Here is a 21,921-nt window from a genome sequence, read left to right as displayed (position 1 = left end):
GTGGGCCACAGGGCCGGGCGGCGGTGTGTCGATCCCGCCGCCCGGCCCTGGACGCCCACCTGATGCCGGGCTCATGGCATGGGCCCGCCGCAATCCAATCCACCAGCACGGAGTCAGGAAGATGACAAAACGCGCCTCGGACGTGTCCGTGAGCCCGCCCAGGAGCCGCAGCAAGTACACCGTCGCGCCGCTCGTCCTCATCGCGGCCAATGTCGTGCTGTTCGCGCTGTTCTTCGTCTGGCCGGCGGTGATCGGGCTGGTCTACTCCTTCACGAACTACACGGGTGTGGGGGCGTTCCAGTTCATCGGACTGGACAACTACCAGAACCTGGCCGGGGACTCCACGTTCTACGACGCGCTGACTCGCACGCTGCTGTACACCGTGCTCTTCGTCCCACTGAACTTCGTGCTCTCGCTGCTCATCGCCAACCTGCTGGTGAGCAAGCACGCCAAGGGCGCGTCGGTCGCCCGCATCTTCTTCTTCATCCCGTGGCTGCTGTCGCCCATCATCGTGGGTGTCCTGTGGCGGTGGCTGTTCGGTGAGAACTTCGGACTGGTCAACTACCTCATCGAGAAGGTCGGCGGAAGCGCCGTTCCGTGGCAGTCGAACGCGGACCTGTCGCTGATCGTGGTCGTGGTGGCGGCGGCCTGGGCCTGGACGGGCTTCTCGATGCTGCTGTTCATCGCGGCGATCAAGAACGTACCGACGTCGTACTACGAGGCGGCGGCGCTCGACGGCGCCGGTCCGTGGCGCCAGTTCTTCAGTATCACCCTGCCGAGCATCGCCCCCACGTCCTTCATCGTCATCCTGCTCAACACGATCCACGCGATGAAGGAATACGCGGTGTTCGCCTCCCTCAACAACGGCGGACCCGGAACGTCGAACAACCTGCTGGTCCAGTACATCTACCAGACCGGCTTCAAGTCCGGCCAGATCGGCTACGCGAGCGCCGCGTCGTTCGTGCTCATGCTCATCCTGATGGGCGTCGCGGCCATCCAGATGATGGTCAACCGGCGGGTGGAGAACCGATGACAACCACAGACATGCCGCGTAAGATCGACGCCGACTCCGTACGGGCCGTCTCCAAGAAGAGGCCCCGTGGCTCGGCAACCGGCGGGCTTCGGCGCGCGATTGCCCCGACGACTCTGCTGTGGGTCCTGGCGGGCCTCTACGGGATTCCGGTGCTGTGGTTCGTCCTCAGCTCCTTCAAGCCGGCGGGAGACCTGTTCTCCCTTCCGCTGACGGTGTTCCCGGACAACCCCACCGTGTCGGGTTACAAGGAAGCGTGGGCAAGCGCCAACTTCGCCCAGTACTTCATCAACACGACCCTCGTGTGTGTGATCGCGACGATCCTCACCGTGGGAGTCAGCTGCTGCACCGGCTACGCGCTGGCCAAGTACGACAACAAATGGCTCAAGGCCTTCTTCCTCTGCATCCTGGCCACCACGATGCTGCCGGCCGAGGTCATGCTCGCCCCGCTGTTCCTGGTGGTCCGCGACCTCGGCTTCTACAACTCGCTCTCCGGCATCATCCTCCCGGCCCTGCTCACCGCGACCGGCTGCTTCATGTTCCGCCAGTTCTTCCTGACGGTCCCCGACGAGCTCATCGAGGCCGCCCGCATCGACGGCGCGCGTGAGCTGTCGATCTTCCTGAGGATCATGGTGCCGCTCTCCCGGCCCATCATGCTGACGCTCGCCATCCTGTCGTTCCAGTGGCGGTGGAACGACTACATCTGGCCGCTGCTGATGCTGAACGACCCCGATAAGTTCACCGTGCAGATCGGCATCCAGAGCCTCGTCGGTGCGCAGAACATCAACTGGTCGGTGCTGCTGGGCGGTTCGGTCATCTCCATGATCCCGCTGATCGTCGTCTTCCTGGTGTTCCAGAAGTACGTCATGAACGCCGACATCAACGCCGGCCTGAAGGACTGACCTTGCCCGTCTCGCTCGACCACGAGTTCGGCCGCGCGGTGGCCCGCGCGGCCGACCGGCAGGCCGCACCGCTGGCGGCCGGCCCGCTGGCGGCCGGCCCGGACGTGGAACCCATCGGCGTGACCCACCGCGTCCTGGCCCGCCGGGCGAAGACCCTGATCGCGGCCTATCGCTCCCCGGACTCGGCACTGCACGGCAGCGGCTGGGCCGTCGCCGCGACGACCACCCACCTCCGTGCCCTGCGGGCCGCGCAGACCAGCACCGGCCTCTTCGCGGGCGGCGACAACGTCCAGTCACCGCCGGACTCCGCCTTCACCGTCAACGACGTGTGCGACGCGCACGTCCTCGCCGCCGGCGCGGGTCCGGAACTGCGCGATGTCACGGCGGCGCTCGCCGAGATCGCCGGCGCCGCCACCGGAAGTCTCCTCACCGGTGGAGTGCACACCCCGAACCACCGCTGGGAGCTGTCCGCGGCGCTGGCCCGGCTGCACCGGTCCTTCCCGGACGACCGGCTGCTCGCCCGCGTCGAGGAGTGGCTCGCCGAGGGCGTCGACATCGACGCGGAGGGCCTGTACTCGGAACGCAGCGCCGTCTACGCGTCCATCGTGACCAACCCGGCGCTGCTGTTGCTGGCCGAGGTGCTCGGGCGTACCGACCTGCTGGACGCCGTCGAACGCAACCTCGCCGCGACCCTGGACCTGATCAGACCGGACGGCACGGTGGAGACCGTCCACTCGCGTCGCCAGGACCAGAGGCTTTCGTTCGCGCTGTGGCCCTACCTGCCGCACTACCGGCTGCTGGCGATCCGCACCGGCCGGGGCGACTTCGCCCGCGCGGCCCGCCTGGCGGCCGCCGACGGCATCGACGACCCCGACCTGCTCGCCGAGACCCTCCTCACCCCTGACCTGTGCCGAGCCCTGCCGGCCCCGGACGCGGAGAAGCTCCCGCGCGACCGGTATCTCACCACCGCACGCCTCGCCGCACACGTCTCGGCCACCGCGCACACCGTCGTGTACGGGCGGCTCCGACGTGCCCGAGCACCGGCGCATCCGCTCGGGCCTCGCCTGCAACCCCACCTTCCTGCGGCTGTTCGCCGGTGCCGCCGTCCTCGACGCGGTCCGCCTCTCGCGGGTGTTCTTCGACCTGGGCCCGTTCCGTGCCGCCGACATGGAACAGCTCGCCGACAACCGGTACCGGCTCACCCAAACCCTCACAACCGCCTACTACCAGCCGCTCCCGAAGGACCTGAGGCGCGACGACGGCGCCTACCGCCTGGTGGACGAGGGCCGCTTCTCCGCGGCGATGGCCTTCCCCGACCGCCCTCAGGACGAGGTCTCCCACGCGACCCGAGTCGAGGTCGACCTGCGGGAGGACGGGGCCGACCTGCGGATCGACATCAGCGGCCCACCGGTGCCCTGGGCCCTTGAACTGACCTTCCGGCCGGGTGGCGTGCCCGAGGGCGCCGTACCGATCGGCGACGGACGCTGGTGCCTGACGACCGGGCCGCTGACCTACCGGGTCGGCGACGACGAGATCCGGGTCGAGGCCGACGTCGAGGCGGGCGAACCCTTGGCCGGGCCGGACCGGAGCGACGTACTACGGTACGACCCGGGCCAGGACTACACCGTGGTCGGCGGCACCGATGAGACGACCGGGAACCGTGTCTACATCGGTGGACTCGGCCCGCACACGCTGACCGTCGCACTGCGCGCTCGCCGGCCCGCACCTCCCGTGTGACCCGGCGACCCACGCCATGGCCATCTCCGGCATGAAGGGCTGATCCACCCGTGCACCTCCTCCACCAGCGCGGCCCGCTGCACGACCTCCCGGACACCCCGGAGGCGTACGACGCCGTCCTCGCCGACGTCGTCGAGCAGGCCCTGGCCCGGCTCACGCCGGAGGGCAACCTCGAACACCCCGACTGTGTCGACGACATCGGCGACACCTCCCTCGGCATCACCTCGCTCCTCGCGTTCGCCTGGCAGCGCACGAAGGACCCGAGGCTGCCGGAGGCGGTCCGCCGCAGCCTCGCCTTCCATCTGCGGGAGCGGGTGTACGTCGAGGACAACCCCGGCTACCCGAATCTGCGGGCCCGCAACTCCGGTCTGCCGTACGCCCGTTACACCCTCGCGGTCGGCGCGCACCCCATCGGCGACTGGCCCAGCACGGTGTGGGCGCTGCTCCAGGCGGTCAACGTGCTGGACACGGCGGACGGTCTCGTCGACGACGCGCAGCGCGTCGAACTGGTCGAGGTGGCGCGCGGCTACTGGCGCTGGCTGACCGAGGCGACGTTCTTCAACCCGCAGGAGGCGGGCAACCAGGCGATCGGCTGCGTCGTGGGCGGGCTGATGTTGTCGCGCCATCTGCCGTCCCCGGAACGGGAGTCGGTCCGCGGGCGCGCCGTGGAGCTGTACGTCGACGGGATCCGCGCCCACCGGGTCCGTGACCGCGGCGCCCTGCTGCCCCCCGAGCACGGTGGCGCCTACGACAACAACTACGGCCCGATCTCGCTGTCCTTCCTCGCCCAGGCCCATCGGGTCAGCGGCGAGGAGATCTTCGCGGAGGACGGCGACGCCCTCGCCCGCTACATCGACGCCCGCCTGACCAACGGCGGCTTCGACAACGGCGGGCCCCGCTACAGCGAGCAGCACTCCGCGTTCGAGTCGGTGCTGGGCCTGCGCTACTTCGGCGCCCGGATCGGCTCCGACCTGGGCCGCTACCGGGGCGACAGCCGCTGGGCCCGGCATGCGGTGAAGGCGGACGGCGGGGTCGACGGGCACTTCGCGTGGATGCTGGTCTGGCAGATCGAGGACACCACGCGCTGGCACCGTACGCCGTCGGCCGCGCCCGCCCGTCATCAACTCCGGGCGGGAACCGTGTCGGTGGCCTTCGACAGCCACATGACGCCGTCGGTCATCGAGGCCGACGGCACGTACTGTCTGCCCGCCGCCGTCGACCGTCAGCACGGGTACGGTCCGGTCGTCGACGGCTTCGTGTTCTGCCGCCCGATGGGCGAGGTCCGGGTCCGTGACGTCCGTGCCGAGGGTCTGGTGGCCAAGCTGGTCACCAAGCCGGTCGTCGGCCGCGACCACGTCCTGCGGCACGTGCGGTCCCTGTACGTCACCGACGGCACGAGCCTGTGGGTGACGGTCGCAGTGGAACGCCTCCCCGGCACGCCGTATCTGCTCGCCGGGATGCCGTACGCCGCGGACGACGACGACCGGGTCCGCCGGACCGCCGAGGCCCGGGTCGCCTCCGTCGGCGAACTCCGGCTCACCCACCCGGAGTCGGAGGGCGCCGTCCACTTCGACGCCCGTTCGGAGGCCACCCAGCAGCAGGCCGCCTTCGCGCTGGCCGCCGACCCCCGCGGCTACGGCAACCCGGACGAGGGCTGGAGCCATCTGGTCTCCTCGACGGCCCTGGAGGCCGACCCGGTCCCGGACGCCCCCGAGGACCTGCATGTCTTCGCGGTGCGCTACGGCCCCGGCGGCACGTTCACGGTGACGGCCGAACAGGGCGCCGAGGGCCTGACGGTCCGGACCGAGGCGTTCACCGCCGTGATCGGTGACATCGCGGGCGACGCCCACGGCGAACCGGAGCTGACCCTGCACCGCTGAATCACTGGGGCAGGCCGACCAGTCCCCAGCCCCGCCGGTCGGCCTCGCCCACCACGACCGCCCACTCGCGCAGCAGCACCGAGAACTCGTCGAAGTCCTCGATCCACCGGCCCGGAGACGCGGCGTGCACGGCGAACGGTTCGCGCAGGCTCTCCAGCAGCGGTTCCGCCAGGGCCCAGTGGACGGTCAGCGCGGAGACGGCTGGCGGGGGACAGGCGAGCAGCAGCCTGGGGCGCCAAGGTTCGGGGTCGGCCGGGAAGAGGCCGGTCTCGTCCTCGTCCCAGAGCAACGGGCTCAGGAACCCGTTCAGTTGCTCCCGCAGCGCTGGGCCGGCGAAGTCCCGTACGTCCTCCCAGGCGTGTCCCGCCCAGAAGTGCGGCTTGTACGAGCCGGTGGTGCTGTGGAACTCGTAGCGGCCGCACCACGGCACGTCCGACGCCGCCGGGAACACCCAGCCCTTCCGCGGTTCCGCGTGCCAGTCGATCTCGTCCTCGGGAAGCGCGGCGCCCTCCAGCAGCCCGAGCCGTTCCTCGAACGGTGTGGCTTCGAGATGCTCCCAGTCGACGGCGAGCACGGTGATGTCCAACCCCATGCGGTAAGTCCTACCGGAACATGGCGGCGTGCCGTCGCGCCCAGTCGGCGAACGTGCCCGGCGCGCGGCCGGTGACGCGCTCGACGTCGGGACTGACGCGCTGTTCGGCGGGGGTCGGGGCGCCCAGGATGGCGAGGGTGGTGTCCACCACGGGCTCGGGCATGAACCCCAGCATCTGTGCGCGGGCCTCGTCCCGGCTCCACTCGACGAACCCGACCGGCTCGCCCAGTGCCTTGCCGAGGGCCGCGGCCTGCTGTCGGGGAGTGACACGGGCGGGGCCGGTCAACTCGTAGACCTTCCCGGCGTGTTCGGCCGAGCACAGTGTCACCGCGGCCACCGCCGCGATGTCGGCCGGGTCGACCGTGGGCAGTCCGACGTCCCCGAACGGCGCGGCCACGGTGCGCTGTGCGCGTACGGACCCGGCCCAGGCGAAGGCGTTGGAGTGGAAGCCGCCCGGGCGCAGGAACGTCCAGTCCAGGCCCGACTGCCGTACGGCCTCCTCGAGGCCCCGCCCGACGCGTCCGTGCGAGTCGGACTCCGGGCGGGTCACGACCCCCTGCGACGACAACAGGACAACCCGCTCCACCCCGCCGGCCTTGGCGACGTCCAAGAGGTGCGGGACGTCGAGCAGATGGGCGCTGGGACCCCCGTTCTGCAGGAACAGGGCGTCCGCGCCGTCGAACACGGGGCGCAGGCTCTCCGCGTCGACCAGGTCCGCCGGCCGGTGTCGTACGCCGTCCGGAACGTCGGCGGCCGTGATCCGCCGAGATGTCGCGATTGCCTCGGCACCGGATTCCGCCAGCGCCCGAACGAGCTCCCGGCCGACGTTGCCCGTCGCCCCCGTCACCACGATCATGAACAACTCCCTTGTGAAACCGGCGTTGTTGCCGATGAAGGGACGCTAACAGCGTGGATATAGTAGGTACCTAGAGGAAAGTGGCTATCCCGGAGGGATGCGCATGAAGGTCGAGACGACGACCGACCCCGCACTCGCCTGTCCCATAGGCCCGGTCGTGGACATCGTGTTCAGCCGCTGGACCACCCCGATCCTGTGGAGTCTGCACGCGCACGGGCGGCAGCGTTTCGTCGAGCTGGAGCGGCGCATCACGAAGATCACCCCGAAGGTCCTCACCCAGCGGCTGCGGCAGTTGGAGCGGGACGGGCTGGTCGTGCGCACGTATCACCCCGAGGTTCCGCCCAGGGTCGAGTACGAGATCAGCGAGCTGGGCCGCAGCCTCGCCCCGCTCTTCGCGCACCTCGCCGAGTGGTCCGCCGACCACCTCGACGCCGTCGAGCGGGCCCGGCAGGACTACGACACCGCCTGACGGCCCTTTGGCGTCATGGCCGGCACGATCAGATCCGCCCGGTCCCGGGTGGCCGCGACCAGCTCGGCGTTGCGCTGGTCCGTGCGCTGCACCCAGGCCACGGCCTCCTCGTGCCCCTTGCCGAACTCCTCGTGCCGGGCGACCAGCCGCCGGATCCGCTCCTGTTCGTCCAGCTCGCAGAACCACACCTCGTCCAGCTGCTGCCGCACCCGCACCCAGGCGCCCGTGTCCAGCAGCAGGTAGTTGCCCTCGGTCACCACCAGGCGGGCCGTCGGCGGAACCGGCACGGCGCCCGCGATCGGCTGCTCCAGCACCCGCTCGAAGCCGGGCGCGTACACGACGGCACCGTCCTCCTCGTCCCGCGCGCGCAGCCGCCGCAGCAGCGCCGCGTATCCCGCCGCGTCGAAGGTGTCCGGCGCGCCCTTGCGGTCACGGAGTCCGAGCCGGTCCAGTTCCACGTCGGCGAGGTGGAAGCCGTCCATGGGGACGTGCGCCACCCAGGGCTCCCCGCCCGCGTCGAGTTCCCGCACCAGGGCCTGGGCGAGTGTCGTCTTGCCCGCGCCGGGGCTGCCCGCGATGCCGAGGATCGCGCGCCGGTCGCCCCGCGCGAGGGCCCGGGCGCGGATGAGCAGGTCGTCGAATGTCAGCGGCACACCGCAGAGTGTGTCACCCATCGCCGCGCGGGGACCCAGGGCGACGGGGAGGATGGCGAGGGGACACAGGAGGGAGCCGCCACCGTGCCCGACGACGCCGCACAGATCCGCACGCTGATCACGAACTGGGCCGACGCCGTCCACCGGGGCGACCTCGGCGGTGTACTGGCCGACCACGCCGAGGACATCGTCATGTACGACGTCCCGCCGCCCCACCACGGCATCCACGGACTGGCCGCCTACAGTGCCGCCTGGCCGCCCTTCTTCGCCTGGCAGGCCCAGGGCGCCTGCTTCGACATCGAGTCCCTCGACGTCACCGCCGGCTCCGAGGTCGCCTACGCCCACGCCCTCCTGCGCTGCGCGACCCCCGAGGAACTCGCCGAACACCCCGGCCTCCGCCTGCGCCTGACGTTCGGGCTGCGTAAACAGGACGGCCGCTGGCTCGTCGCCCACGAGCACCACTCGTTCCCGCACGACTGACGCGACGGTTGCGCCGATAATCGGACGAAATATCGGGCACCTGGCCGAACTTTGCGCTGTGCATCGACAGGACTCGGGTTATTTTGTCCGTGTTTTCTCTATTTCCCCAGCGCATGGTCTTGGGGTCTCGGAAACCCTGCGACGCGTAGGGGTGAAGGGGTGGACGATGGTGCACGGCGCGAACTCGACGCTCGTCGGTGTGCGACGGCGCGACACGGCGACCGTGCCCGGTACGGTCTGGCGCAGGCGCGGTGACGTTCTGCTCGCCCTGGTGGCCGGTGCCTTCGTCCTCGCCCAGTTGGTACTCGTACGCCCATGGATGGGCCTCGGCTGGGACGAGACCGTGTACGTCAGCCAGGTCAGTGCCCAGGCGCCACCCTCCTACTTCAGCGCGCCACGCGCGCGGGGCATCTCGCTGCTGGTGTCGCCCATCGCCTCCTGGTCGACGTCCACCTCACTGCTGCGCGTCTACCTGGCCGTGCTGTCGGGCATCGGCCTCTATCTCGCCCTGCGCGTCTGGCGCGGGGTCTTCCCGGCCCGTGTCCTCGCCGGCGCCGGGGCGCTCTTCGCCTCCCTGTGGGTGACGGTCTACTACGGCCCCCAGGCCATGCCCAACTACTGGGTGGCGATCGGCGCGCTGGTCTGCGTCGGCTCCTTCCTGCGCGCCCCGGCCAACCTGTGGGGTGTCGCGGCGGGTGCCGCCCTCATGGCGCTCATGCGGCCCACCGACGCCGTCTGGGTGACCCTGCCCCTGCTCGCCCTCACGGTGGCGCAACGCCACTGGCGCCCGCTCGCCGCCCTCCTCACGGGAGCCGCCCTCGGCGCCGCCCAGTGGGTGGTGGAGGCCTATCTCAGCTACGGCGGTCTGGAGCAGCGACTGCACGACGGCTCCCGCATCCAGGGCGGACTCGGCTGGAATTTCGCCGTCGACGACCAGATGCGCAGCCTCGTCGGGCGCACCCTGTGCCGGCCGTGCACGGGCTCGATGCCCCACCCCGCGATCACCCTGTGGTGGTACGTCCTTCCGCTGCTCGCCCTCCTCGGCCTCGTCGTCGCCGTCCGGGCCGGGCGCACCGCACGCACGCTCGTCACGCTGGCCTGCGCCGCGTCGGCGGCCTTCCCGTATCTGTTCCTGATCGGATACGCGGCCCCCCGCTTCCTCCTGCCCGCCTACGCGCTGCTGGCCATCCCGGTCGCCGACGGGCTGCTCCACCTGGTCACCGCACCGGGCGGCAAGTGGCGACCGGTGGCCACGACTCTGATCGCGCTCGGGCTGGCCGGGCACCTGGCCGTGCAGTACGCGGTCCTGGACCACACCGTCAGCCGCAGCACCGCCGACCGGCAGGCCTGGGAGCGCACCGCGGCCGACCTGCACCGCCTGGGCGTCCGGCCGCCCTGTCTGCTCACCGGAGAAGAGGCGCTCCCCATCGCCTACTACGCCGGGTGCTCCTCCGCGGCGGTCAGCGGCTCCAACGCCAACTCCACGGCGGCGGAGATCAAGGACACCGCCCGCCGGATCCCGGTCGCCCACCTCGTCCCGGCGCAACGCGGCCCGGCCGGGTACGCCCGCGACTGGACCGCGTACCGGATCGACGGGCTCCAGGTGCGGATCGGGCCCGCGGGGGAGGACGGAGGCCCATGACGTCCGAACCGGTCGTCGTCGCCCCGAGCCGAAGACGCGTCTACTGGCACAGCGCACTCACCCTCGTCGTCCTGGTGGGTACGGTCTGCCTCGCCCAGCGGCACTGGCCGGTCCTCGAGCGCGGGGCCGTGCGGCTCGCCGTCGCCGACCAGGGCTGGCTGCTGGTGGCCGGCACGGCCGCCGCCGCGACCTGGGTCTGCGCGGCGCTCGCGCAGCAGGGCGCGGTCGTCCGGCGCCTGCCCCAAGGACGGCTCGTGGCAGCGCAGTTCGCCGCCTCCGCCGCCAACCATCTGCTGCCCGCCGGGCTCGGCGCGGGCGCGGTCAACCTGCGCTTCCTCATGCGCTGCGGGCTGTCGGCCGGCCGCGCGGCGACCGCTCTCGCCGTCAAGGGCACCGCCGCCGCGGTGGTGCGGGTCGTCCTGGTCGTGGCGCTCGCGCTGGCCTGCCCGGGCGTACTGCGGTTCCCGCAGCTGTCCGGAGCCATCCTCGTCGCCCTCCTCGCCGCCGCGGTCTGCGTGGCCGGCGTGCTGGCGTGGCCGCGGTGCCGACGCGCCCTGGCCGCCGTCGCCGCCGACATCCGGGCCGTGCACGCCAACCCGCCCCGGGCAGCCGCACTGTGGGGCGGTTCGCTGGCCTTCGCCGCCCTGCACGCCCTCGTCCTGATCGCCGTCACACAGGCCGTCGCGCTCCCCCTGCCGCCGGCCCGGGTGGCGCTGCTGTATCTGGCCGCCAGCAGTGCCGCCGCCCTGCTGCCCACCCCCGGCGGCCTCGGTTCGCTCGACGCCGCCCTGGCCTTCGCCCTCACCACCGCGGGCGCCCCGGCCACCGCGGCCGCCTCCGCCGTACTCGGCTACCGGCTCCTGACCGTGTGGCTGCCGCTGGTGCCGGGCCTGGTGGTGCTCGGCGTGCTGGTGCGAAGCAAGGCCCTGTGAGCACAACAGGTGCGTCCCGGGCGTGAGTTGTGATCCCGGGCGGGTGTTTCCCGTCCGTTCGCTTCTGGTAGGACTCGGATGGCGGACCGGGGACACGAGGGGGGCGTCATGACGGAGAGCGAGCACGGCGGACGGCTGGGGGAGGAGTTCTTCACTCCGGGAAGCGCGTCCTTCACCGAGTTCCTCCGCTCCCACCGGCCTGCCCTGCTGCCCTCCCGCAGACCCTTCCCCGACGGAGTGCGTGCCGCCCCCGGCCAGTTCCCGCACGGCACCACCGTGCTGGCCCTCACCTACCGCGACGGCGTGCTGCTCGCAGGCGACCGCAGGGCCACGATGGGCAACCTCATCGCCCAGCGCGACCTGGAGAAGGTGCATCCGGCCGACGACCACACCGCCGTCGCCTTCGCGGGCACCGTCGGTCTCGCCCTGGACATGGTGAAGCTGTACCAGGTCGAGCTCACGCACTTCGAGAAGATCGAGGGCGCGCCGATGTCCCTCAACGCCAAGGCCCGGCGCCTGGCGAACATGATCCGGCAGAACCTCGGCCAGGCCATGCAGGGCCTCGCCGTCGTCCCCCTCCTCACCGGCTACGACCACACGGCCGACGACGGCGAGAAGGGACGCATCTTCAGCTTCGACATCGCCGGCGGCCTGTACGAGAAGAGGGACTTCCACGCCGAGGGCTCCGGCTCGCCCTACGCCCGCGGCGCGCTGAAGAAGCTGTTCCAGCAGGGCATGTCCCGGAGCGACGCCGCGCTCGCCGCCCTCCAGGCTCTGTGGGACGCGGCGGACGACGACTCCGCGACCGGCGGCCCCGACCTCAACCGGCGGATCTTCCCGATCGTCTCGGTCATCACCGAGGACGGCTTCGAGCGGCTGCCGGAATCGGAGACGGAGCAGCTCACCCGGGAGATGGTCGAGCGGCGCAGCAGCCGTCCGGACGGCCCGAACGCCACGCCCTGACACACCGCCCCGGCCGCGACCGGACCCGGGGCGAGCGCGTCAGGCGCGCAGCCCCACCTCCTTGCGCCACTTGGCGATCTGCTTGTCCGGCTCCCCGGTGTAGGACCAGGGAGTGCGGGTGGCCCGCCGCCCCAGCATCCGGAACAGCGGGCCCGCGACCTCCGCGAGGCCCGCGTGACAGGCCGCGTGCGTCAGGTAGTTGAGGTCACGCAGCTCGGCGGGGGCGACCGGGGCCTCGGGCCGGCCGGCGATCCAGCGCTGCCCGGTGCGGCGTACGTCGCTGACGGCACCGTCGTTGCTCCAGTGCTGGGCGAGCGCCACCGCGGACTGCCGGCCCTTGGCCGCGTCCAGCGCGAACCGGTACTCCTCGACCCGGGCGTACTGCACCAGCACCGGCAGCGCGCAGCCCGGCGGCGCCACTCCGGCCGCGTCGCGGGCGAAGTCGTACATCAGGCCGTGGGTGCCGTGCCAGCGGGCCGAGTAGTAGTGCAGCACCTGGAGGTGACCCTCCACGCTGTAGGGGTCGCGCTGATGCAACTCGTCCCACCAGCGTGCCAGTTCCTGCCTCCGGACACCCGCCGGGTACAGCCGTGCCACGGAGATCAGGGAGATCCACGGGGTGGGGTCCTCCGGATACGCGTCGGCGGCCTGGAGGCTCGCCATCACCGCGGTGTCGACGCGGTGCTGGTCGATCGGCACCCCGCGGCCCGCGGCGATAGCCAGGTTGAACGCCCGGGCCGTCTCGGTCGCCGCCCGCAGCACCAGCGCGTCGGCGCTGTGCGGTTCGGCGGCCAGCCATGACTCCGCCGTCGAACTGCCCGCGCAGACCTGGGCGAGCAGCCGGACCCGGTGGCCGCGGACCGGCCAGTCGGGTCCGGTCGCCCGCAGCAGTTCCCTCAGACCCTGCCAGCGTCCGATGACGATGTCCTGGCGGGCCGTGGTGAGGGGTACGTCCCCGCAGTCGGGGTCGAAGTCGGGAGCGAAGCGATCCCGCGTCATCGCCACACCCCTCAGAAGTCGGTGGAGAGACCCTCGTGGGCACGGGACTGCGCGGGCACGGCGCCGGCGGGGACATAGTCCGCCTCGATGGTGTGGGTGGCGTCCAGTGCGGCGGGCCGGTAGTAGTCGCTGCCCTTCCTCCAGTACCAGAGCATCGGGACCAGCCCGGCGGCGAGTCCGCCGATGCCGATCGTGACGGCGGTCCGGCTGAGCTCGCCCAGCGACTCGATGAAGATCCAGAACATGAACAGGGCGCCCAGCAGCGGCCACAGGCCGCCGAAGAAGAAGTTGGCGGCGGACTTCAGCAGCATCTTGCGGTAGGCGACCACGGCCGCGAGGCCCGCCAGACCGTAGTAGACGGCGATCTGCAGACCGATCGCCGAGATCGCGTCGGAGAGGATGTCGCCCACCGAGCCGAGCGCGTTGGAGGCGATGAACATCACCAGCGCCACCGCGCCGACCACGACGATGGCGACCCAGGGCGTGTTCCACTCGCGGTGCACCCTGCCCAGCGCGGACGGCATCGTACGGTCGCGGCCCATCGCGAACAGCGAGCGGGTGACCTGGATCAGCGTGGTCTCCAGCGTGGCGATGGTGGACAGCATCACCGCGACGATCAGGAGTTTGCCGCCCCAGCCCGGCCAGATCTCCTCGCCCAGCACCGCGAGCACGTTGGCCTCGTTCTCCCGGACCTGTGCCGAGGACAGCACGACGTTCACCGCGATGGTGAACACCTCGAACAGCAGGAAGACGACGCCGACCCCGATCAGGCCCGCGAGTCCGGTCGTACGGCGGCTGTTGCGGGTCTCCTCGCTGAGGTTGCTGGTCACGTCCCAGCCCCAGTAGTAGAACGCGGCGATCAGCGCACCGGACGCGAAGCCGGCCATGCCGTCGAACTGGCCGAAGCCGAACCAGGCCCAGTCGAAGGCACGGGCGTTGTCCGTGTGGAAGAAGGCCAGGACCGCGAACAGGGCCAGTATCACGAGCTCGACGCCGGACATGAGGAGCTGGGCGCGGACGGTGAGCCGGGCGCCACCGAGCACGACCAGCAGCATGACCACGAACCAGGCGGCGCCGACGAGTGTGGACAGCGCGGTGTCGTCGGCGAGGCCCTCGTCGAACAGGGCGAGCGTCATCGAACCGGCCGGCAGTGAACCGGCCACCATGAAGATGGTCGCCGAGACCACCAGCGCCCAGCCGCTGAGAAAGCCCAGGAACGGGTGGAGAGTTCGCCCCACCCATGAGTAACTGGCGCCCGCGTTCACGTCGATGCGGCTGAGATAGCTGAACGCCAGCGCGATGCCCAGCATCGGGATCGCGCAGTACAGGAGTGCGGCCGGGCTGGCGAGACCCACCGCGCCGACGAGGACGGCGGTGGTGGCGGCGATCGAGTAGGCCGGGGCGCTTCCCGCGACCGCCATCACCACCGTGTCGAACATGCCGAGGGCGCCTGCCTGCAACCCTCTGCCCCTGCTGTTGCTCATGCTGAAGCTGCTTTCCGTCGTGCACGACGCGAGGGCGACCAGGCCTCGACGGCGTAGGGGGGTGGGGGGTGGAACCCGCCTCGGACCGAAGAGGGATGGCTTCGGCCGGCGGCGGCACAATGGGGGGCGGCGGACACCGTTCAGCGTCGCGTCGGCAGACGGTCACACACCGTGTGTGCGAGTGATGATAGCCCTACCGGATCCCCTTTCAAGATTGACCGGAGGGTAACCTCCCGCTTCCAACTCCGCCGCAGGTCAGGGGCCTTGACGAGGCCCCATGACGGAGAACCGTGGTGCGGGAGCCGATGACGTGCACCAGGCCACCGGAACCGACGGACAGCCTCTGAGCGCCGGGTTCCCTCAGTCCCCGATCCGGTCGATCTGGCGGAGTTTGTTCGTGGCGTCGAGGGCGGCGACCTTGTAGGACTCCGCGAGCGTCGGGTAGTTGAACACCGCGTCGACGAGATAGTCGACCGTGCCGCCGCAGCCCATCACGGACTGGCCGATGTGGATGAGCTCGGTGGCGCCGGTGCCGAAGCAGTGCACGCCGAGCAGCGTGCGGTCCTCGGGGGAGACCAGCAGTTTCAGCATGCCGTGCGAGTCGCCGATGATCTGTCCGCGGGCCAGTTCGCGGTAGCGGGAGATGCCGACCTCGAACGGGACACTGTCCTCGGTGAGTTGATCCTCCGTCCGGCCCACGAAGCTGATCTCCGGGATGGTGTAGATGCCGATCGGCTGGAGGTGGTGCATCCGCCCGACGGCCTCCCCGCAGGCGTGGTAGGCCGCCGACCGGCCCTGCTCCATCGAGGTCGCGGCCAGCGCCGGGAAGCCGATGACGTCGCCGACGGCGTAGATGTGCGGCACCTTGGTGCGGTAGTGCTCGTCGACCGTGATCCTGCCCCGGCGGTCCGCCGCCAGCCCCGCCTTGTCGAGATCGAGGTCGTCGGTGAGCCCCTGCCGTCCCGCCGAGTACATCACCGCGTCGGCGGGGATCTTCTTGCCGCTCTCCAGAATGGTGAGCGTGCCCCGGGGGTGCCGCTCGACCGCGGCCACCGTCTCCCCGAACCGGAACGTCACGGCGAGGTCCCGCAGGTGGTACTTGAGCGACTCGATCACCTCGACGTCGCACATGTCGAGCATCCCGGCCCGTTTCTCGACCACGGTGATCTTGCTGCCGAGCGCGGCGAACATGGACGCGTACTCCATGCCGATGACACCCGCGCCGACGATGACCATGGACCGCGGAACGTGTTCCAGGGCGAGGACGTTGTCCGAATCCAGGATCGTCCGCTCGTCGAACTCGACCGTGTCCGGCCGGGCGGGCCGGGTGCCGGTGGCGATGACGATGTGCTCGGCGCTGATCAGCCGTTCATGGCCGGTCACCTCGCGCAGGGCGACGGTGTGGGAGTCGACGAAACGGCCGGTTCCGGCGTAGAGGGCGACGTGGTTGCGGGAGAGCTGGCTGCGGATGACGTCGACCTCCCGGCCCACCACGTGCTGGGTGCGGGCGGTCAGGTCGGCGACGGTGATGTCCTCCTTCAGCCGGTAGCTCTGCCCGTACAGGTCGCGCTGGGTGAGACCGGTGAGGTAGAGCACCGCCTCGCGCAGCGTCTTGGAGGGAATGGTGCCGGTGTGGATGGAGACCCCGCCGACCATGTCGGGGCGGTCGATGACGGCCACTCGGCGGCCCAGCTTGGCCGCGGCGATGGCGGCCTTCTGGCCACCCGGACCTGATCCGATGACAAGCATGTCGAAGTCGGGCACCTTCCGCAGTCTGGCAGTTCGAGGGCCCGGTTCGTAAGGGTGAACCGGCAAGCAGCGTGCAAGGGTTGGCTCGCGGCGCGACACTGGTGTCATGGGCCATCGACTCGGTGACGTGAGTGCACCCGCCCGGCTGGCCGCCCCCGACGAGGGCATCGGCCCGGACGAACTCGCCCTCGCCACCCGCAACCACGGACTGCCCCTGGAAGCCCTGCGCCATGACCTCACCCCGCCGGGCCTGCACTACGTGCTGACGCACTACGACATCCCCTACATCCCCGACGCCACCGCGTGGCAGCTCACTCTCGGCGGCCTGGTCCGCCGCCCGCTGCGCCTGGACCTGGCCGGCCTGCGGGCGTTCCCCCAGGTCACCACCCGCGTGACGCTGGAGTGCGCCGGCAACGGGCGGGCCCTGCTGACGCCCCGGCCGGTGAGCCAGCCCTGGCTCGTCGAAGCGGTCGGCACCGCCGAGTGGACCGGCGTGCCGCTGCGGCTGCTGCTGGCGGAGGCCGGCATCGAGCCCGGTGCCGTCGACGTGGTCTTCACCGGCGCCGATCACGGGGTGGAGCGCGGGGTCGAGCAGGACTACCAGCGCTCCCTGTCCGTCGAGGACGCCACGGGCGGCGAGCCCGAGGTGCTGGTGGCGTACGCGATGAACGGCGCCCCGCTGCCGCCGCAGCACGGGCATCCGCTGCGGCTGGTGGTGCCCGGCTGGTACGGCATGGCCCACGTGAAGTGGCTGCGCGACGTGAGCGTCGTCGACGAGCCGTTCACCGGGTTCCAGCAGACCGTCGCCTACCGCCTGCGGGAACGCCCCGAGGACCCGGGCGAGCCCGTCACCCGTATCGCGCCGCGCGCTCTGCTGCTGCCGCCGGGCTTCCCGGACTTCATGTCACGGACCCGGGTGGTGCGGCCGGGCGAGGTCCCGCTGGAGGGGCGGGCCTGGTCCGGGCGGGCGCCGGTGACCCGGGTCGAGGTGAGCGCGGACGCCGGACACACCTGGCACGAGACCGTACTGGAGCCGGACGACGGGCACCGCTGGGCGTGGCGCCGCTGGCGTCTCGCCTGGACGGCGACGCCCGGCGAGCACCTGCTGAGTGTGCGGGCCACCGACGCCGAGGGGCACAGCCAGCCGCTGGACCAGTCGTGGAACCGGGGCGGGTTCGCCGGCAACTTGGTCCAGCGGGTTCCGGTGCTCTGTCTGGACGTGGACGCACCGGCCTGACGGGCCCGGCCGAAGGCACCGGGCCCCGGACGGTGGTGCAGCCGGACGACGGGCACCGCTGGGCGTGGCGGCGCCGGCGTCTCGCCTGGACGGCGACGCCCGGTGAGTATCTGCTGAGTGTGCGGGCCACCGACGCCGAGGGGCACAGGCAGCCGCTGGACCGGTCGTGGAACCGGGGTGGGTTCGCCGGCAACTTGGTCCAGCGGGTTCCGGTGCTCTGTCTGGACGAGGACGCACCGGCCTGACGGGCCCGGCCGAAGGCACCGGGCCCCGGACGGTGGTGCAGCCGGACGACGGGCACCGGCTGGGCGTGGCGGCGCTGGCGTCTCGCCTGGACGGCGACGCCCGGTGAGTATCTGCTGAGTGTGCGGGCCACCGACGCCGAGGGGCACAGCCAGCCGCTGGACCGGTCGTCGAACCGGGGCGGGTTCGCCGGCAACCTGGTCCAGCGGGTTCCGGTGCTCTGTCTGGACGTGGACGCACCGGCCTGACGGGCCCGGCCGAAGGCACCGGGCCCCTGACGGTGGCGGAGCCAGGGCCGCTCCGCCGGACAGGCGCTAGGGCAGCAGCTTCTCCATGGCGGCCGGTCCCTCGGCCTCCAGCTTGCGCCTGGCCCACTCCAGGTTGCGCGGGGTGAGGTCCCTGCCTGCGGCGAGCACCAGGTCCTCGGGCGACACCTCGGTGCCGGTGCGGGTGTGGAGCAGGGCGTCCGGGGTGGCGCGGTCCTCGGACGGACCGGACGCGTCGGGCTGTGACGTCGGCATGATCTCTGCTCCTCGGGTCGTCATCGGGTCCGATATCACCATTCACCCCGGGAGCGCCGCGTGCATCCGGAGCGGCCGCACCCGGGATGCCGAGGAGATCGCGCGGGCGTGTAATGGGGGGAACGAACAAAGGTCCAGGACATGTCACCCACCCGAGGTACCGCAGGGCACGAGGGGACCGTCGCCGTCGGGGCATTGCGACGGCTGGGCCAGTGGTGCGCCCGGCACTTCGTGATCGTCATCGTGGCCTGGCTGGTCGCGCTGGTCGCTCTCCAGGTCCTGAACCGGTCCGTCGGCGGGGAGTACGAGGACAACTTCTCCCTGCCCGACGTGCAGTCCCAACAGGGCCTGGACGTCCTGAAGAAGCACGACCCGGCGGCGGGCGGCTACAGCAGCCAGATCGTCGTGCACGACGGCGACAAGGCCCTCACCTCGCTGGACTCCCAGATGTCGACGTCCGTCGGCGACCTCCAGAAACTCCCGCACGTCCTGGCCGTCCAGAACCCGCTGACCGCCACCGCCTCGCCCGTCGGACCGCTCTCCTCCGACGCGAAGACGGCGTACGTCACCGTCCGCTTCGACGTACAGCCCTCCACCCTGGGCGACGAGTACCTGCACGGGGTGGACGCATCGGTGCAGCCGCTGCGGTCGGCCGGCGCCGACGTCGAGTACGGCGGACCGCTCGGCGAGCTGGCGCGGCCCGCCGCCGACGACCGGGTGAGCGAGTTGATCGGTTTCGCGGTGGCGATCGCCGTCCTGCTCGTCGGCTTCGGCAGCGTGATCGCCGCGGGTCTGCCGCTGCTGACCGCGTTGATCAGTGTGATCGGCGGGCTCGCCTGCCTCGGACTGCTGGCCGCCGCGTTCACCTTCGCGACCGTCTCGCCGACCCTGGCCACGATGATCGGACTGGGCGTCGGCATCGACTACGCCCTGTTCCTGATCACCCGTCATCGCCAGCACCTGATGAACGGCGCCGACCCGGTCACCGCCGCGGGCCGGGCCACCGCGACCAGCGGCCGTGCCGTGCTCGTCTCCGGCTGCACGGTCATCGTCGCGCTCGCGGGCCTGTCCGCCTCCGGTGTTCCGTTCATCGGCAAACTCGGTCTCGCCGCCGCTGTGACGGTCGTCTCCGCCGTGCTCGGCGCACTCACCCTGGTCCCGGCCCTGCTCGGGCTGATCGGCACCCGTATCGACCGCTACCGGGTGCGCCACCCCGTCGCCGAGACCGACGCCGGGGAAGGCGCCGAGCCGCACGGCACCTGGCACCGTTACGCGCTCCGCGTGGAACACCACCCGCTGCGCTATCTGGCCGCGGGCGTGGCAGCCGTCGCCGTCCTCGCCATCCCGGTGTTCTCCATCCAGCTCGGCCACATCGGCGACGGCGCCGACCCCACCTCCTTCACCGACCGGCGCGCCTACGACCTGATGACCGACGCGTTCGGCCCCGGCTCCAACGGCCCGCTCACCGTCGTCATCGACCAGACCTCCGTATCGGACTCCAGCCGCTCCGCCCTCACCTCACAGGCCCAGAAGACCCTCGACGGCGTCGCCGGCGCGGCCACCGTCACCCCGCTGACGACCACCAAGGACGGCGAGGTCCTGATCGGCACGGTCTACTCGAAGACCTCCCCGCAGAGCGCCGCCACCACGGACCTGACCAACCGCCTGATCGACGACACCCTGCCCGCCGCGGTGTCCGGCACCGACGCCCAGGGCTATGTCACCGGCACGACCGCGGCCCAGGTCGACTTCCGCGACATCGTCTCCAGCCGGCTGCCCCTCATCATCGGCGTTGTGGTCGCCCTGGCCTTCCTGATCATCCTCGCGGTCTTCCGCGGCCTGCTCGTCGCGATCAAGGCGGCCGTCCTCAACGTCCTGTCGATCGCCGCTTCCTACGGGGTCGTCGTCGCCGTCTTCCAGTGGGGCTGGGGCGGTCCCGCGCTGGGGGTCTCCGGCAAGGTGCCCATCGAGAGCTATGTCCCGATGATGATGTTCGCGATCATCTTCGGGCTGAGCATGGACTACGAGATCTTCCTGCTGTCCCGGGTGCACGAGGCCTGGCTGCGCACCGGGGACGCCAAGGCGTCGGTCGCCCACGCGCTGGAGATCACCGCGAGGGTCATCACCTGCGCGGCGCTGATCATGGTGAGCGTCTTCGCGGCGTTCATCGTCAGCGACAACATCGTGGTCAAGATGCTCGGCCTGGGGCTCGCCGTGAGCGTGCTGATCGACGCGACCATCGTCCGGCTGCTCATGGTTCCGGCGGTCATGACGCTGCTGGGCCGGCACGCCTGGTGGACCCCGAGGTGGCTGGACCGGATCCTGCCGCACATCGACGCCGAAGGGGAGCACGAACCGGTCAGGCAGGACTGAGGACGAGCATCGTCACATCGTCCAGGACGGTGCCGCCGTACCCCCTCAGATCGCGCCACACATGCCGCACCATGACCGCGGGATCGTCATCGGCGAACCCGGTGAGCCGGTCGAGCAACGGATAGAAGGCACCGTCGGCACCCCTGGCCTCGGAGACACCGTCGGACGCGAGGAAGAGCCGGTCACCGGCGCGCAACGGCACCGTGACCCCCACCGCCGGGCCGGCCCCGGACAGCCCCAGCCCCAGCGGCACACCCGCCGTCACCTCCAGCTCCGCCACCCGCCCCTCACGCAGCAGCAGCGGCGCCGGATGCCCGCACACGACGATGCGCACGGCCCGCGCGTCGGCGGAGAACTCCAGCACCACGGCCGTGGCGAACAGCTCGGCGTGCGGCACGTCCGCGGAGTCCACCACCAGCCTGCGGTCGAGCCGGGCCGCCACCGATTCCGGGTCCGGCTCGTCCAGCACCGCCTCCCGGAACGCGCCCAGCAGGGAGGCGACCGTCGCGACGGCCGACAGCCCGTGCCCCTGCACATCGCCCATCACCGCACGCACACCGTGCGGGCCTCGCCGTACGTCGAAGAAGTCACCGCCGACGAGCGTGCCGCGCTGCGCCGCCCGATACAGCCCCGCACACCCCACCGGCCCCACCCGCTCCGGCAACGGCGGCACCACGGCCCGCTGGGCGGCCTCGGCGACCGCCCGTTCGGTGACCAGCTGGGCGTCGCGCCTGCTCCGTACGTAGGACACCAGCACACTCAGCGCGGCGACGAAGGAGACGGTCAGCAGATCGGTGGTGCCGGGGTCGTTGAGCCGGAACGCCGGGACGACCAGCACGCTCACGACGAGGGCGCCGAGCAGCGCGGTGCCCGCGGGGCCGTAGGACAGCACGGCCAGCGGCGGGATGGCCCCCAGCAGGAAGCCGATGTCGAGGGGGCCGGGGCTGGCCAGGGTCACCGCGCACACCCCCGCGAGCAGGGCGGGCGGCAGCACACGTACCCAGCCGGGCGGCGGTGCGCCGTGCAACCAGCCGCGCCGGTCCCGGTGGTCCCGTGTGACCTGCGCCTTTCCCACGCCTCTACGGTCCTCCGACCCGGTGCGCCGCGCACGCCGGGGAAATTCGCTGGACGCCGCCCGCGGGAGCTTCTAGCGTGAGCGCGTCACGCCCCGAGACCGAC

Annotated in this window: 20 protein-coding genes and 1 pseudogene; 13 read left to right on the top strand and 8 right to left on the bottom strand. The window is 71.4% G+C overall.

Annotation, left to right across the window (positions count from 1 at the left end):
- Positions 1-121: 121 nt before the first annotated feature.
- The 4 genes and pseudogenes from QF037_RS06160 to QF037_RS06145 all read left to right on the top strand — a co-directional run bounded on the left by QF037_RS06160 (position 122) and on the right by QF037_RS06145 (position 5,549).
- On the top strand, positions 122-1,033 hold the full coding sequence (locus tag QF037_RS06160; RefSeq protein WP_307022616.1) for a carbohydrate ABC transporter permease: 912 nt from the start codon (positions 122-124) through the stop codon (positions 1,031-1,033).
- Positions 1,030-1,932 carry a carbohydrate ABC transporter permease gene (locus QF037_RS06155; RefSeq protein ID WP_307022614.1) on the top strand — a complete coding sequence of 301 codons (903 nt, stop codon included), beginning with the start codon at positions 1,030-1,032 and terminating at the stop codon, positions 1,930-1,932. The genes QF037_RS06160 and QF037_RS06155 overlap by 4 nt, the downstream gene beginning before the upstream one ends.
- 2 nt (positions 1,933-1,934) lie before the next feature.
- Positions 1,935-3,669: pseudogene (locus QF037_RS06150) on the top strand (hypothetical protein).
- A 50-nt stretch (positions 3,670-3,719) separates the two neighbouring features.
- Positions 3,720-5,549 (top strand): hypothetical protein, encoded by a 1,830-nt coding sequence (locus QF037_RS06145; protein ID WP_307022612.1) that lies wholly within the window; start codon positions 3,720-3,722, stop codon positions 5,547-5,549.
- A 1-nt stretch (position 5,550) separates the two neighbouring features.
- Here QF037_RS06145 and QF037_RS06140 read toward each other — a convergent pair whose 3' ends face one another.
- On the bottom strand, positions 5,551-6,141 hold the full coding sequence (locus tag QF037_RS06140; protein WP_307022610.1) for a hypothetical protein: 591 nt from the start codon (positions 6,139-6,141) through the stop codon (positions 5,551-5,553).
- Positions 6,142-6,151: 10 nt separating this feature from the next.
- A complete protein-coding gene (locus QF037_RS06135; RefSeq protein WP_307022608.1) occupies positions 6,152-6,997 on the bottom strand; it encodes an NAD(P)H-binding protein in 846 nt (281 codons plus the stop codon).
- A 97-nt stretch (positions 6,998-7,094) separates the two neighbouring features.
- On the opposite strand from QF037_RS06135, the gene QF037_RS06130 reads away from it, so the two are divergent.
- Positions 7,095-7,466: a winged helix-turn-helix transcriptional regulator gene (locus tag QF037_RS06130; protein WP_307022606.1), complete on the top strand. Its 372-nt coding sequence runs from the start codon at positions 7,095-7,097 to the stop codon at positions 7,464-7,466.
- Here the strand turns inward: QF037_RS06130 and QF037_RS06125 are convergent.
- Entirely contained in the window at positions 7,451-8,119 is a 669-nt protein-coding gene (locus tag QF037_RS06125) for a nucleoside/nucleotide kinase family protein (protein ID WP_307022605.1), read from the bottom strand. The two genes, QF037_RS06130 and QF037_RS06125, sit on opposite strands and share 16 nt — an antisense overlap.
- Before the next feature lie 84 nt (positions 8,120-8,203).
- Between QF037_RS06125 and QF037_RS06120 the strand changes: the two genes are divergently transcribed.
- The 4 genes from QF037_RS06120 to prcB all read left to right on the top strand — a co-directional run bounded on the left by QF037_RS06120 (position 8,204) and on the right by prcB (position 12,136).
- Positions 8,204-8,599 (top strand): YybH family protein, encoded by a 396-nt coding sequence (locus QF037_RS06120; RefSeq protein ID WP_307022603.1) that lies wholly within the window; start codon positions 8,204-8,206, stop codon positions 8,597-8,599.
- Between the two features lie 166 nt (positions 8,600-8,765).
- Positions 8,766-10,241 (top strand): hypothetical protein, encoded by a 1,476-nt coding sequence (locus tag QF037_RS06115; RefSeq protein WP_307022601.1) that lies wholly within the window; start codon positions 8,766-8,768, stop codon positions 10,239-10,241.
- Complete coding sequence (locus QF037_RS06110; protein ID WP_307022598.1) at positions 10,238-11,173, top strand: lysylphosphatidylglycerol synthase domain-containing protein; 936 nt, start codon at positions 10,238-10,240, stop codon at positions 11,171-11,173. Before QF037_RS06115 ends, QF037_RS06110 begins: the two co-directional genes overlap by 4 nt.
- A 108-nt stretch (positions 11,174-11,281) precedes the next feature.
- Complete coding sequence (gene prcB / locus QF037_RS06105) at positions 11,282-12,136, top strand: proteasome subunit beta (RefSeq protein WP_307022597.1); 855 nt, start codon at positions 11,282-11,284, stop codon at positions 12,134-12,136.
- Between the two features lie 39 nt (positions 12,137-12,175).
- On the opposite strand, the gene QF037_RS06100 is transcribed toward prcB, so the two are convergent.
- The 3 genes from QF037_RS06100 to sthA all read right to left on the bottom strand — a co-directional run bounded on the left by QF037_RS06100 (position 12,176) and on the right by sthA (position 16,383).
- Positions 12,176-13,135, bottom strand: a complete 960-nt coding sequence (locus QF037_RS06100) for a hypothetical protein (protein ID WP_307022596.1) — start codon at positions 13,133-13,135, stop codon at positions 12,176-12,178.
- A gap of 11 nt (positions 13,136-13,146) precedes the next feature.
- Positions 13,147-14,619 (bottom strand): APC family permease, encoded by a 1,473-nt coding sequence (locus QF037_RS06095; RefSeq protein ID WP_307022595.1) that lies wholly within the window; start codon positions 14,617-14,619, stop codon positions 13,147-13,149.
- Between the two features lie 360 nt (positions 14,620-14,979).
- Entirely contained in the window at positions 14,980-16,383 is a 1,404-nt protein-coding gene (gene sthA, locus QF037_RS06090; RefSeq protein WP_307022593.1) for a Si-specific NAD(P)(+) transhydrogenase, read from the bottom strand.
- A gap of 91 nt (positions 16,384-16,474) precedes the next feature.
- On the opposite strand from sthA, the gene QF037_RS06085 reads away from it, so the two are divergent.
- From QF037_RS06085 to QF037_RS06075, 3 genes are all read left to right on the top strand, one after another.
- A complete protein-coding gene (locus QF037_RS06085; protein ID WP_307022591.1) occupies positions 16,475-17,605 on the top strand; it encodes a sulfite oxidase in 1,131 nt (376 codons plus the stop codon).
- A gap of 32 nt (positions 17,606-17,637) precedes the next feature.
- Positions 17,638-17,850, top strand: a complete 213-nt coding sequence (locus tag QF037_RS06080; protein ID WP_307022589.1) for a hypothetical protein — start codon at positions 17,638-17,640, stop codon at positions 17,848-17,850.
- A gap of 120 nt (positions 17,851-17,970) precedes the next feature.
- Positions 17,971-18,096 (top strand): hypothetical protein, encoded by a 126-nt coding sequence (locus QF037_RS06075; RefSeq protein WP_307022587.1) that lies wholly within the window; start codon positions 17,971-17,973, stop codon positions 18,094-18,096.
- Positions 18,097-18,162: 66 nt separating this feature from the next.
- Here the strand turns inward: QF037_RS06075 and QF037_RS06070 are convergent, their stop codons facing one another.
- Positions 18,163-18,369, bottom strand: coding sequence for a hypothetical protein (locus QF037_RS06070; protein WP_307022585.1), 207 nt, complete (start codon positions 18,367-18,369; stop codon positions 18,163-18,165).
- 141 nt (positions 18,370-18,510) lie between these two features.
- Between QF037_RS06070 and QF037_RS06065 the strand changes: the two genes are divergently transcribed.
- Positions 18,511-20,742, top strand: coding sequence for an MMPL family transporter (locus tag QF037_RS06065; protein ID WP_307022583.1), 2,232 nt, complete (start codon positions 18,511-18,513; stop codon positions 20,740-20,742).
- On the opposite strand, the gene QF037_RS06060 is transcribed toward QF037_RS06065, so the two are convergent.
- Positions 20,729-21,817, bottom strand: coding sequence for a PP2C family protein-serine/threonine phosphatase (locus tag QF037_RS06060; protein ID WP_307022581.1), 1,089 nt, complete (start codon positions 21,815-21,817; stop codon positions 20,729-20,731). The two genes, QF037_RS06065 and QF037_RS06060, sit on opposite strands and share 14 nt — an antisense overlap.
- Between the last annotated feature and the right edge of the window lie 104 nt (positions 21,818-21,921).

This window comes from Streptomyces canus (genome assembly GCF_030815415.1).
Taxonomy (GTDB): Bacteria; Actinomycetota; Actinomycetes; order Streptomycetales; family Streptomycetaceae; genus Streptomyces; species Streptomyces canus_F.
This window is presented reverse-complemented; position numbering and strand designations above follow the sequence as displayed.